The organism is Okeania hirsuta (assembly GCF_003838195.1).
Classification (GTDB): domain Bacteria; phylum Cyanobacteriota; class Cyanobacteriia; order Cyanobacteriales; family Microcoleaceae; genus Okeania; species Okeania hirsuta.
In genome coordinates, this window is sequence record NZ_RCBY01000046.1 from 1 (window position 1) to 13,038 (window position 13,038).

Annotated in this window: 10 protein-coding genes and 1 pseudogene; 10 read left to right on the forward strand and 1 reads right to left on the reverse strand. The window is 36.1% G+C overall.

Annotation, left to right across the window (positions count from 1 at the left end):
• Positions 1–1,007 precede the first annotated feature (1,007 nt).
• From D5R40_RS10405 to D5R40_RS10445, 9 genes are all read left to right on the forward strand, one after another.
• The gene (locus tag D5R40_RS10405; RefSeq protein WP_124143329.1) at positions 1,008–1,247 is read left to right on the forward strand and encodes a helix-turn-helix domain-containing protein; all 240 of its coding nucleotides are present in this window, start codon (positions 1,008–1,010) and stop codon (positions 1,245–1,247) included.
• Between the two features lie 91 nt (positions 1,248–1,338).
• Entirely contained in the window at positions 1,339–2,610 is a 1,272-nt protein-coding gene (locus D5R40_RS10410; protein ID WP_124143328.1) for a 3-dehydroquinate synthase family protein, read from the forward strand.
• Between the two features lie 307 nt (positions 2,611–2,917).
• On the forward strand, positions 2,918–4,117 hold the full coding sequence (locus tag D5R40_RS10415; protein ID WP_124143327.1) for an MFS transporter: 1,200 nt from the start codon (positions 2,918–2,920) through the stop codon (positions 4,115–4,117).
• 148 nt (positions 4,118–4,265) lie between these two features.
• The gene (locus D5R40_RS10420; protein ID WP_124143326.1) at positions 4,266–5,102 is read left to right on the forward strand and encodes a sugar phosphate isomerase/epimerase family protein; all 837 of its coding nucleotides are present in this window, start codon (positions 4,266–4,268) and stop codon (positions 5,100–5,102) included.
• A 476-nt stretch (positions 5,103–5,578) separates the two neighbouring features.
• A complete protein-coding gene (locus D5R40_RS10425; protein WP_124143325.1) occupies positions 5,579–6,346 on the forward strand; it encodes an SDR family NAD(P)-dependent oxidoreductase in 768 nt (255 codons plus the stop codon).
• A gap of 166 nt (positions 6,347–6,512) precedes the next feature.
• A complete protein-coding gene (locus tag D5R40_RS34990; protein WP_124154612.1) occupies positions 6,513–6,770 on the forward strand; it encodes a hypothetical protein in 258 nt (85 codons plus the stop codon).
• A gap of 477 nt (positions 6,771–7,247) precedes the next feature.
• Positions 7,248–8,459 (forward strand): MFS transporter, encoded by a 1,212-nt coding sequence (locus D5R40_RS10435; RefSeq protein ID WP_205127229.1) that lies wholly within the window; start codon positions 7,248–7,250, stop codon positions 8,457–8,459.
• Between the two features lie 606 nt (positions 8,460–9,065).
• Positions 9,066–10,058 (forward strand): quinone oxidoreductase family protein, encoded by a 993-nt coding sequence (locus tag D5R40_RS10440; protein WP_124143324.1) that lies wholly within the window; start codon positions 9,066–9,068, stop codon positions 10,056–10,058.
• A gap of 313 nt (positions 10,059–10,371) precedes the next feature.
• A complete protein-coding gene (locus tag D5R40_RS10445) occupies positions 10,372–11,565 on the forward strand; it encodes an MFS transporter (protein WP_124143323.1) in 1,194 nt (397 codons plus the stop codon).
• A 39-nt stretch (positions 11,566–11,604) separates the two neighbouring features.
• On the opposite strand, the pseudogene D5R40_RS39425 reads toward D5R40_RS10445, so the two are convergent.
• Positions 11,605–11,835: pseudogene (locus D5R40_RS39425) on the reverse strand (zinc ribbon domain-containing protein); the annotation flags it as partial.
• A 105-nt stretch (positions 11,836–11,940) separates the two neighbouring features.
• Between D5R40_RS39425 and D5R40_RS10455 the strand changes: the two are divergent.
• Complete coding sequence (locus D5R40_RS10455; RefSeq protein WP_240038777.1) at positions 11,941–12,951, forward strand: sulfotransferase domain-containing protein; 1,011 nt, start codon at positions 11,941–11,943, stop codon at positions 12,949–12,951.
• Positions 12,952–13,038: the final 87 nt, after the last annotated feature.

A 13,038-nucleotide genomic window follows, 5' to 3' on the forward strand; every position in this document is an offset into this window, starting at 1 on the left:
TGACGGCCACACTTGACACAGATATAATTTTGCTTACCTTTTCACGTGACCATTTTTATGGATGTGGTGACTGTGGTATTCTGGACATTCAATTACATTCCTCCTTGAACTTTACACGCTGATCATTCTCTGAATCATCTTCTTTTCTGACAACGCCGCATTTCAGCATTGGTAATTGGTAAGATGATTTTCTGGTAAGGGTCATTTCAGTATTTGCCCGAAATATAGTGTATGTAAGTCTTGGAGCTGCTTTTATCGGAGAAAAGTGTATTGAAAAATACATTTTTTTGATAACTGTAGACAAGATTTTTGCCCCCCACACTCCCCATACTCCACACAAAGAACATTCCATGATAATTGAGAGTATTTAGAGACAATACTTATCCGATCGTTTCCCAACTTTTTTGTTTATTGTAACTAATTAAACAGACATGATATAAAACTGCTGCTAAAAGTTTGACTTGCGATCGCAGACTATTCTTAATAAACCCCAAAGTTATCAATAAAATTGATAACTTAAAAAAATATTGAGAATATATCTCAATTAGTAGCTCCGGTTCTAAACTAAGTTTAAGTAGGGTTTGTTGAAAAAGTCTTATGGGTAAGGGTAGGAGACAGGAAAAATGGAAATTATAGAGGAGGTAGGAGGAAGAATAATCAAGGGATTATTCTGCGCAACTATGCGCCTAAAATGCTAATTTTTTGAACCATTACGACCATTAAGCTTGCACTTTTTTTAACTAAAAAAATGCGCTCAACCTTTATACGTCAATGCTTTTAGATTTAATCAGCAAACCCTAAGTAGAAAATTTCAACAAAATAATGATTTATTTAAGTCGAAGTAGCTTGGAAAAACTTGCTATTAGCAAATCCCGCTTAATAACTTTTTTTATTAATAATTTATCCCTAAGTTTGAGAAAGCTAACTTTGTAGCGCTCGCCGTTAAGGTTTGGAGAAGGTCATTTGAGTTGATTTACCAATGTTGCAAACAAAAGGAAATTGAGATAATGCCTAAAACAATATTCAATTTAGCAAGAATACAAGTATCTGATTATAACCCAGTTCAACTACTCTTTGAACTACAGGAGAAGTTAGAAGGTTTTAACAGAGATGATTTTGCTGAGTTGATGGGAGTGCAACCCCAAACTGTTCGCCAATGGTGTAGTAAACATGGTAATCCCAATCTTCAAGCTAGACAATTAGCTGGTGAAATTAAGGTCAGACTACAACGTGATCGGATATTGTAGGAAATTGTAGATTGAATCTACTGACATTTTATCTTAATTAGTTCACTATCTAAATATAAGCAATTAATACTTTATCAACAAAGGAAAAATCATGGTTGACTATAACATTACACAAGAATGGACTCCAGGAAAAATGGTTGAACTCAGCACCGAGCTGGAAAAACCCAGTCCATTTTATTTCGGATACGATATTAAAGAACATTTTCTCAAAGAATTGTCAAAACACGAGATAGACAAAATCTTTTTCTTTTGTGAGCAAAATATGTTTGGACTTTACGGAGAGGAACTGTTCCACGAACTGAATTCGGAATACAGATGTCTTCTAGAAATGGTTCCCGCTGGTGAGAAAAGTAAGTATTTCTCAGTCTTAGAGCAAATATGTGAAACATTAGTTAATGAAGGTGTATCTAAAAAATCTCTATTAATTGCCTTTGGTGGAGGAACAGTAGGAAATGTCGTCGGTTTGGTTGCTGGATTAATTTATCGTGGAATTCACTTTGTCGAAGTATCTACAACCATGACTGGTATAACTGATAGTACCCTCAGTAATAAACAAGCGGTTAATGGTTTAAGTGGTAAAAATCACTTTGGTATTTATCATAGTCCTCTGTTTATTTGGGCAGATACAAAATACCTCAAAACAGAGCCTGCTTTCTCCAAGCGATGTGGCATTATTGAAGGGATTAAAAATGGTTTTATTGCTGAACCTACCTTCTTGGATTATTTAGACAAAACTCTTAATCCTGAGCTTAATTTTTCCCAGCAGGTGTTAACTGACCTAGCTTATAAAATTATTCTTTCCAAGCTAGAAATACTTAAAAAAGACCCGACGGAAAAACATTATGGAATTATTCTAGAGTATGGTCATACCTTTGGTCATGGTTTGGAATGGCTGCTAAAAGGAAAACTGTCTCATGGAGAAGCAGTTTCTTATGGTATGAAAATAGTAGCGGAACTAGGGCAAGAACTGGGCTTTATGTCACAAGCAGATGTAGATTTGCACCACCACTTTATTGATGACAAACTTGGATTTAATCATCCTTGGCCTGAGCATGTAACTACTGATTTATTGATGAAGGCGATGATTGCAGATAATAAGAAAACAGGAGACGACCTTCGGTTTGTTATGTTAGAAAAAATCGGTCAATGTTATAATCCAGAAGGAGATTATTTGATGACAGTTGATAATAAAACTGTAGAAAAAGTTCTGGATAATTATATTAAAAAAGCAACTGGAAAAGTTGCAGTCTCAACTGCAATTATGGAGCAATCTAACTCTACCAGGAAAGTTGCAGTTGAGACTGCAATTATGGAGGAATCTAACTCTACTTCTCCTCAACAGAAGTCAAAAGTCAAAATTTAAAATTCATGCATTAAGACTTTGTAGACTCAAAACTTTGATACTAACGAAATTCAAATGGACTGTTTCAGCTAAAATAGTGCATTATGGTAGGGACGTTCCATGGAACGTCCCTAGGGGATATGGAGAGATGGGGAGCAAAATTGTTGTTGGGTTACTCTGACGGGATCTTGCTACGTTATAGCTATTAATCCCTATATCCGTGGCATAATTGGTGTGAGCACCTCAACCTAACCTACACTTATTGCAACATTTTAGCTGTGTCAGTCCACTACATTAATGCACTGACAACTGTAAAAAAGGTCGAGCAATGGAAAACAGTAAATTTCTGAGTCACAGTACAAAAATTTACTTAGACAGAAACCTGCAAATCATCATTGGGATAACATTGATAGCAGTCTTAGGTTCAGCAGGTAGTATTGGACCAGTATTGCCAACAATGGCATCAGCACTGCAAATTCCTCCAGAAAAAATAGGATTAGTGATTACAGCATTTGTTGTACCCATCGCCATTGGAACTCCCATCTTAGGAGTATTAGCAGATCGCTTTGGGAGAAAACAAATACTCATTCCCTCATTATTATTATTTGCCATCGCCGGAGTTGCTTGCAGTTTTGCTCCCAATTTTCGCACATTGCTAGAATTGCGGTTTCTCCAGGGTGTAGGAGCTGCTAGTTTAGAATTCCTCGCACTTACATTAATCAGCGATTTGTATGCAGGCAAAAGTTTAACATCAGCAATGGCATTCAACGCTAGTATGATTGGTATAAGTTTGACAGTGTATCCTCTAATAACTGGATGGTTAGCAACATGGGGATGGCGCTATCCTTTTTTACTGCCATTGCTCGCAGTTCCAGTTGTACTTGCTGTTATTTTTTTCCTAGAATTACCCTCCTTTAAAAAAACACCAAAATTCCGTTTGAGAGTATATTTAAGAAATATTTGGCATAGTGTTAATAATAGGCAGGTATTAGGATTGTTGTTTGCAGTAGTTGCTTTATTTATATTACTATTTGGTGCTTATTTTACTTATATTCCGATTTTAGCTGCAGATATTTTTGCAGGTTCTAATGTGGCAATTGGAATTATTTTAGCAACTATGGCGCTATCTTTAGCATTTGTGTCTTCTCAGGTAGCATTATTTTCCCAATCTATATCAGAGTTTACCCTAATTAAAATTTCATTTGTACTTTATACTTTGGCAGTAATAGTTACTCCATTCCTACAAAGTATGTGGTTATTATTAATCCCTAGTATTTTGTTTGGAGCTGCTCATGGAATGTGTTATCCTGCTACTCAGGCATTGTTAGGAAAACTCGCTCCTCCAGATTATCGCGCTGGTTTTATGGCTGTTAATGCTACGGTTTTATCTACAGGACAAGCATTAGGTCCGTTGTTAGCTGGAGTTGCTTTTGGAATTTGGGGAATGGCTGGAGTTTTTTATGCTGCGGCTGGTTTTTCTGTTTTGAGTTTGGGGTTAATTAGTAAACTTTTTGTGACTATTGAATAAGCATTCAGCGGTCGGCATTCAGCTATCAGCTTTATTACCTTTAGTGGACAATTTAAGCTCGTTGTTCTTGTGCTTCAATGTTCAAAAATGTAGTAGAAGTTAAGCAAATACTTTGAGTATTTTTTCATATATTTAGCAATACAAAAAAATGAGTATAAGTATACAGAGAAAAATCGGCGTTACTACCTGGATATTTGGTCATAATAAATTAGAAAAAACTGCCAATATTATTTCAGAGATGGGTTTTGATGGAGTGGAATTATATGTAGATATTAATCAAACTCAACCTCAAAATGTGAAAAATATTTTGGCAGATAATGGGTTAGAAATATTTTCCATGACTCCTAGTAATGTGGATTTGGGAAGTAGCGATCGCCAAACAAGAACAGTAGCTCTAGATTACTATAAAAAGTTAATTGATTATGGAGCGGAATTAGGAAATCCCATCATTACTTGCCATGAATATATTCAGAGTCAGATGGGAACTACTTATGCAGGTTCAAGAGATAATTTAATTGCTTCTTGTCAAGAATTAGCAGTTTATGCAGAAAAAGCCAAAATAAAATTAGGTTTTGAACCCCTGAATCGTTATTTATGTCGTTTCATTATGAATAGCAATGATGTTTTATCTTTACTGGCAGAAATTAAGGAGCCAAATATGACTGTTATTCTAGATACCTATCATGGCAATTTAGAAGAAGCAAATTTAGTTGAAGCTATTCAAAGATGTGGGGATAAACTGAGTGTTTATCAAATCGCTGATTCTAACAGAAAAGGCATTGGTTTTGGCCATACTAATTTTGCCGAACATTTCGACGCACTTGATGAGATCAAATTCTCCGGTCCGATAATTCTGGAATGTGCTAAACCTCGACAAACACCAGGTTCAAAAGAAGAGATAGATTTGGATGAATTAACATTTCATTTGTCAGTCAGTAAAAAATGGATTGTGAATCAAACAAAAGTATTAGTTGCTAATAGTTGATTTATGGTTAGTAGTTTTGCTCTAGCCCTAAATTAATGTTAGGATATTCCCTCTATTTTCTTTTTATACAGTAATGCTGCGCAAATAGTCTAAACTTATTGTACTAACTAAAAAAACGTACTGCTATATTAAGTATTTGAGGAGCCAAAGCCCAACTACTTGTCCTGACCAAAAAACATACTGCTATGTTAAGTATTTGGTAAGCATTCAGCCGTCAACTATTGCTTTTAATTTTAGATAAAAGCTTTACTAATTGAGTCAGAATTTATACTTACTATAAAAGCTGCCTGAAACAGTCTATATTCATTAAAATCCTCTTTTTTTTGCTGAAATATGACTGCTAATAGCTGAATGCTTAAAGTATTTGAGGGGCTAAAGCCCAACTACAAACAATTTTTGTTGGGTTTCCTACGTCTACCCAACCTACGCTTATTGTTTCCTTTAAATACTACGAATTAAAATTAGGATAAAACAAAATGAATCCCATCTATCAAGACTTAAAAGAAAAACATATTTTAATCACTGGTGGTAGTAATGGAATTGGCGAAGCTTTAACTAAAACATTTGCCGAACAAGCAGCAGAAGTTACAATTTTAGATAAAGATTATGAAAGAGGTTTAAAAGTAGCTGAAGAATGCCAACAATATCATTGTAAAGTCAACGTCTATGGAATAGATTTAACTGATAGTGAAGCTTTAACAGAAACTTTAGCTAAAGTTAAAAAAGACAAACCAGTAGTAAATGTTTTAATTAACAATGCTGGTTACGACCCCCGATGTAATTTGCTAGAAATGTCAGCACAACAATGGAATGATTTATTTCAATTAAATGTTGTACATTATTTTATTACCTGTCGAGAATTATTACCAGAAATGATTAATGCTGGTGGCGGTAGTATTATTATGACAAGTTCTCACCTAGTTTGGATTGCCAAACCAGATATGGTTGCTTACAATGCTACAAAAGCAGCAATAGTAGGTATGGTTCGGACTTTAGCAGAAGCAGTAGGCAAACACCATATTCGGGTAAATTCTGTAGCACCAGGTTGGATAATGACAGAAAGGCAACTCCAACAGTGGGTGACACCAGAAGCAAAACATAAAACTGTACATGAGTTACAATCAATTCCCATAGAATTAACACCCCAAGAATTAGTCGGAACATATTTATTTCTCGCTTCCGATACATCCAGAGCAATAACTCGTCAGACCATAGTTGTAGATGCAGGGTATGCACAGACTTAATACACAAGTCAAAAGTCAAAAGTCAAAAGTAAGAATCTGACCAGGTTCAGTTATTCTTCAGTTTTGGCTTTGTTGCATGAAAGTCGCGTTCTTAACATCCATTCCGCACCTATATTGCTCTGTTTCGCAATTATTAATGTTCTATTGATCTATTGTCCAATAGTTATTGCTCTGCACAGAAAGCGATCGCTATACACAAGTCAAAAGTCAAAAGTCAAAAGTTAAAAGTAAGAATCTGACCAGGTTCAGTTATTCTTCAGTTTTGGCTTTGTTGCATGAAAGTCGCGTTCTTAACATCCATTCCGCACCTATATTGCTCTGTTTCGCAATTATTGATGTTCTATTGATCTATTGTCCAATAGTTATTGCTCTGCACAGAAAGCGATCGCTATACACAAGTCAAAAGTCAAAAGTCAAAAGTTAAAAGTAAGAATCTGACCAGGTTCAGTTATTCTTCAGTTTTGGCTTTGTTGCATGAAAGTCGCGTTCTTAACATCCATTCCGCACCTATATTGCTCTGTTTCGCAATTATTGATGTTCTATTGATCTATTGTCCAATAGTTATTTGTCTGTCTATCAAACCTCAAAGCTTTTACCTGTAAAAGTTTCAGCGTTTTTTTGTTAAGCATTGATGTTCTATTGATCTATTGTCCAATAGTTACAGCAGTTTCCGCGCGTTATCAAGTACATATGCGGAGCAAGTGCGACAGCTATATACTTTCATGCAACAAAGCCTTATTTAATTATTAATTATTAATTATTCGGTAAATATATCTATAGCGCTACCCATTAAGGTTAGGATATGAATAGAAGCTGAAACCCTTTTTTATTCCCCTGTTGCCTGTTGCCTGTTGCCTGTTGCCTTGCGCGTAACGCTAAAGCGCAACTACAAACAAAGACTATGTCTCAAAAATCAACTATGGGTATTAACAAAACTTTATTAATTATGGCAATGGTCGGTGGAGCTGCAGTTGCCAACTTATATTACAATCAACCCCTATTAGCAATAATTGCCGAAAGCTTCCATGCTCCCACTCAGCAAGTTGGGTTAATTCCCATGATGACACAAATAGGTTATGCCTTGGGATTACTGCTATTTGTGCCCTTGGGCGATATCATAGAACGACGACGCTTAATTGTGACAATGCTGATAGCAACTGCTCTAGTTTTACTAACAGCAGCTATCTCTCCTAATATTAGTTGGTTAATTGTTGCAAGTTTACTTATTGGTATGACTACAATAGTGCCCCAACTTGTTGTACCGTTTGCTGCTTTTTTAGTAGAACCGGGAAAACGTGGCAAAGCTGTCGGAACTGTGATGAGTGGTTTATTCATTGGGATTGTTTTAGCTAGAATGACTAGCGGATTCGTCGGAGCAAATTTTGGTTGGCGAGCAATATATTTCTTTGCTAGTGGGTTGATGATATTAATAGCAGTAGTATCAATATTTGTACTGCCAAAAGCAAAACCTTCTGTCACTCTCTCATACCCTAAATTAATTCTTTCTTTGGGGCAAATAATTCGAGAACAATTATTATTGCGACAAGTAGCTTTAATTGGGGCAATGTCTTTTGCTGCTAATAGTATTTTCTGGAGTACAATGGCATTTTTCCTGAAAGCGCCACCCCTAAACTACAGTAGTAAAGTAGCAGGAATGTTTGGTTTGGTTGGTATTGTTGGAGCTATAACAGCGATAATTGCTGGTCGAATGGCAGATCGAAAAAATCCTAGATTGATTTCTATGTTAGGTGTTGTGATTTCTAGTTCATCATTTTTAGTATTTTCTTTAGCAAGATATGAATTATGGGGTTTAATTTTGGGAGTGATGTTGTTAGATTTGGGAGTACAAACAACTCAAATCTCTAACCAAGCACAAATTTATAGTTTGCCTGCCAAAATACATAGTCGTCTGAATACAGTTTATATGGTTTCCTATTTTGTAGGAGGAGCTATGGGTTCTTACTGTGGTAACTATGCTTGGAGTAATTGGCAATGGAACGGAGTTTGTGGCGTTGCTTTATTTGTTCTCGTTTCAGCTTTGAGTATTTTATACTTTACAATTTTCTGGAAAAAACCAAAGCAACAACTTTTGAGTCTTAGATCGACAAGATGAAATTTTTGTGCAACCCCCTATAGCTCCAGTAGTGGATTGTTTGATCTTAAATGGTGCATTAGGGAGTAGGGGAGTAGGGGAGTGGGGGAGTAGGGGAGAAAAATTGCTGTTGGGTTTATCCTGCGGATAAGCTCCGAAGATCGCACTTCCTCAACCTAACCTACGCCTATTGCACCATTTTAGATGTGTCGCTCCAGTAGCTTTCGTAGTTGTGCTAAAGCACTCCAAATATCTCTAGCAGCGCTAAAGCGCAACTACAAACTCAGACTTTTTTATAATTATTGCAACCAACTTTACCGAAAAAAGGAGAGGTAATTCTAAATTCTAAATTCTAAATTCTAAATTCTTGAAATCCTATCCGTTTTAAAGGAGAAGTAATATCATGTCCGCTGGTATCGTTTGTGTAAAATCAAGGGTGAATATCTACAGGAAATTTACGTTTTTTCAAGCTTTTAAGCCTTCTTCCCTCTTCCCTCTTCCTTCTTCCTTACTTCACTATACAATACCGATGCTACCGGACATGATATAATTCTAAATTCTAAATTCTAAATTCTAAATTCTTAAAACCTACACTTTTACACAACAAAATAAATAGGAATTTTAACTATGCGTGCTATACGTGCCATTCGCTTTTATAATTTTGGCTCTCCGACGACTCAACTCAAACTTGAAGAACTTCCCACTCCTGTTTTGCAACCAGGTGAAGTGTTGGTTGAAGTTCATGCAGCATCTATTAATCCCAGTGACGTGAAAAATATTTTGGGAGTTATGGAAAATACTACTCTTCCACGCACACCCGGTAGAGATTTTGCTGGAGTTGTCGTCGCAGGTGAGCCAAATCTAATTGGTACTGAAGTTTGGGGAACAGGAGGCGATATTGGATTTATCCGCGATGGTTCCCACGCTTCTCATTTGGTATTACCTGTAGCAGCAATACAACCCAAACCTCAAAATATATCCATGATACAAGCAGCAACTATCGGAGTTAGATATATTACCGCTTGGTTATCTTTGATTGAAGCAGCAAATTTACAACCAGGAGAAACTGTTTTGGTAGTGGGAGGAACAGGTGGGGTTGGCAAAGCTGCAATTCAAATAGCAAAATGGAAGGGAGCTAAAGTTTTAGGTACAGTGCGACGGGAATCAGATTATTCAATAGTTGAAACATCTGGTGTTGATATCGTTATTAATTTGGCAACGGAAAATCTTAATTCTGCTGTTTTAGCTGCTACTGGAGGTAAAGGTGTGGATGTTGTATTGGATACAGTGGGGGGTTCTATGTTGGAAAATAGTATGTTGACCCTCAGTCCTAGAGGTCGTTTGGTCGCTATTAGCGCTCCACCAAAAGAAGCGAAAATTTGTTTTGACCTCCGGGATTTTTATCACCGGGAGTTGCGCTTGTTTGGGGTAGATAGTCGAGCTTTTGACGTAACTCAATGTGGGGAAATTTTGGCAGAACTCAATCCCTTGTTTGAAACAAATGCTATTTTACCACCAGAAGCGATCGTTACTTACCCACTTAGGGGAGGAATAATTGCCTACGAACAAGTACACAATAGAACTAATGTTTCTCAGCTAGTTTTAACTACTAATATGTAGTAATATCATGTCCGGATAATTAGTAGACATCTCCAGAAAAGAGGCAGTAGGCAGTAGGGGGAAAGAATTGATAATTTCTGTATGATAATTGATTTGATTTTTGATTATTGGAGATGTCTAGTGATGAAAAAACTTTCTCCTTTTTTTTCCTTCTTCTTCCCTCTTTTTTTCTCCTGACTCCTGAGTTCCCCTCCTGGGAGGGGGAGGGGCGAGGGGTGGGTTGACTCCTGACTCCTCCGTCGTTAAATTTTTATACCTCCGAGACTCGAAAACTGTTGTAAGATGAGACAGTTTATTGATTAATCAAGGAAAAGTGTCTCAAAGCACAAAAAATTCTATCAAAATTTACCAAGATTCTAATTTTCAGATTATTATTGGAATCACTTTAATCGCACTTTTAGGCAGTGGTGCTATAAGTCCTATTCTACCTTCAGTAGCTGAAGATTTGAATGTTTCTCCCGAACATATTGGTTGGGTAATCTCAGCATTTGTTATTCCTATTACTATTGGTAGTCCAATCTTTGGAATATTAGCTGACCGTTATGGCAAAAAGCAAATTTTGATACCTGCTTTACTCTTATTTGCAATTGGTGGAACCATTTGTTCATTAGCTCCCAATTTTCAGACCTTAATAGAGTTTCGTTTTGTACAAGGAATTGGTGCAGCACCACTAGAATCATTAGTTTTAACATTAATTAGTGACTTTTATCGCGGCAAATTACTGACAGTAGCGATGGCTTTTAATGCCATGAATATCGGTCTTGCTTTAACTATTTATCCTTTAGTTAGTGGTGGGTTAACTACCTGGGGATGGCGCTATCCTTTCTTATTATCTTTGATGGCTATTCCCTTAAGTTTTTGGGTTTTATTTTATTTAAAAATTCCGGCAAGACCTAAGCAAAAATCATTTAACTTAAAAAAATATTTGAGAAACATTTGGCAAAGTATTAATAATTATCAAGTAGGGGGTTTGTTAATAGTAATTGTTTCTATTTTTATTCTCTCATTTGGTTCTTGTTTAACCTATATTCCTTTATTTGCAGATCGCCAGTTAGGAGCAACTCATATTGTAATCGGAATTATTTTAGCAAGCAGAGCTCTTGCCTTTGCATTTGTTTCATCTCAATTAGGGCTATTTGCCAAGTCCTTATCTGAAGTTACTCTAATCAAAGTTGCATTTGTTATTTATTGTATTGCTTTTATAATTATTCCAACAGTTAATAATATTTGGCTGCTATTTATACCTTCCATTTTATCTGGTTTTGCTCATGCTATGATATTTTCCTCAACTCAGTCTTTATTAGGACAATTATCTCCTGAAGAATATCGAGCAGGTTTTATGGCAGTTAATGTAACAGCTTTATCTTTGGGGCAAGCTTCAGGTCCAATTTTAGCAGGAACTATGTTTACTATTTGGGGAATGTCGGGGGTCTTTTATAGCAGCGCAATTTTTTGTTTGGTTATTCTTTTTCTGATTAGTTACTTGCTGATAAATACTGCTTCATAAAACCGATATAAAACGTCATAATTAGTGACATTTTAATGTTTACTTCCTGCTTCCACCGGAACTGTCGGCAGCACTCCGTACACAGGCACCCACGGTCAAGCCGACCGCATTTCTTGAGTGTGTCTTACATTCCAAGGTTTCCTCAGAATTACACACTCGCTTTCTTAAATTAATTGAGGCATTCAAGTCTCGGTCTATTGATAGGCCGCATTCTGGACAGTCATAAGTTCTGATGTTTAAAGGCATATCCTGTACATGACCACAATTCGTTGATTAAGTCAATGCTCCCTCCCTAAAAAGTTGAAAGCAGTTCAAAAGTGTAAGTATTTAACGAGACATGGTATAAGTTGCTAAGTTCACTTATCCCGATATACTATGTCTGTAAATTTATCTCAAACTTCTGAACCACAGATTTCGGCAAATTTATCTCAAACTTCTGAGCCAAAAATGAACTGTATACCTCGTTCATTTGATGTAAATGCAATAGAAAATTTTTACACCTGCACTATTATTACCAAGAATGGGATGGAAAACGTATTTAATCATTTTTTGCCTAGAGATGGTGATATTTATGTAGCAACTTATCCAAAGTCTGGTACAACTTGGACTATATCAATACTTGAACATTTAGTAAAAAAAGTTTGTGAAAAAGGTATTTCACTAGGCTTTTGTACAGAAATTTTTTGTCCTTGGTTAGATATGGCAGCAAGTACAGAAAACTGGCATTCAATATTTTCAAAGTTTGAGGGGGCGACATCCCCACGATTTTTTAAATCCCATGCTAGTGTAGGTTTAATCAAACAACCAGCAAGAATAATTCAATGTTTAAGACATCCTCTAGATACATTTGTTTCTGCATGGCATCATGTGAGAGGAAAAGAAGTTTTTGACTATAACGGATCTTGGTATCATTTCTTTTCCAAAGTAGCGCTAGAAGGAAAATTTGAGTGCGGTGATTGGTTTGACTATCACGAAGAATTTCTGAAAGCTTCTAAAGAAGGAGAAATTGAGGCATTATTTTTAAGGTATGAAGACATGAAAAAAGATAATGCTATTTCCGCTATACATGAACTTGCTAAGTTTATTGGGGTTGAATCCTATGATGCTGAAGAAATATCTAGAGCTACTAATTTTACAAAGATGAAAGAAAAATCTAATCAGGGACACATTGAGAAAGATGGAAATTTATCTGATGTTTTGGTTTCTCAAGAAGTTGGTGATAAAAATACTCCATCTAAGGCACATATACGCAAAGGAATTATAGGAGATTGGAAAAATTATTTGAGTGATAGTGAGCTGAATTTGTGGCGGAATTATGTACAGATCAAAAAAGAAACCTGTCCCCATGTGATAGATTTCTTTTCTTTAGAGGATTTACTTTGTTAATTTTCTGGAATTTTTGCTCCTCGCAATTATTGCATAAGGGAATAGGTCATAGGGCAGAATAATCAATTTATGAGTCACTATTTACTA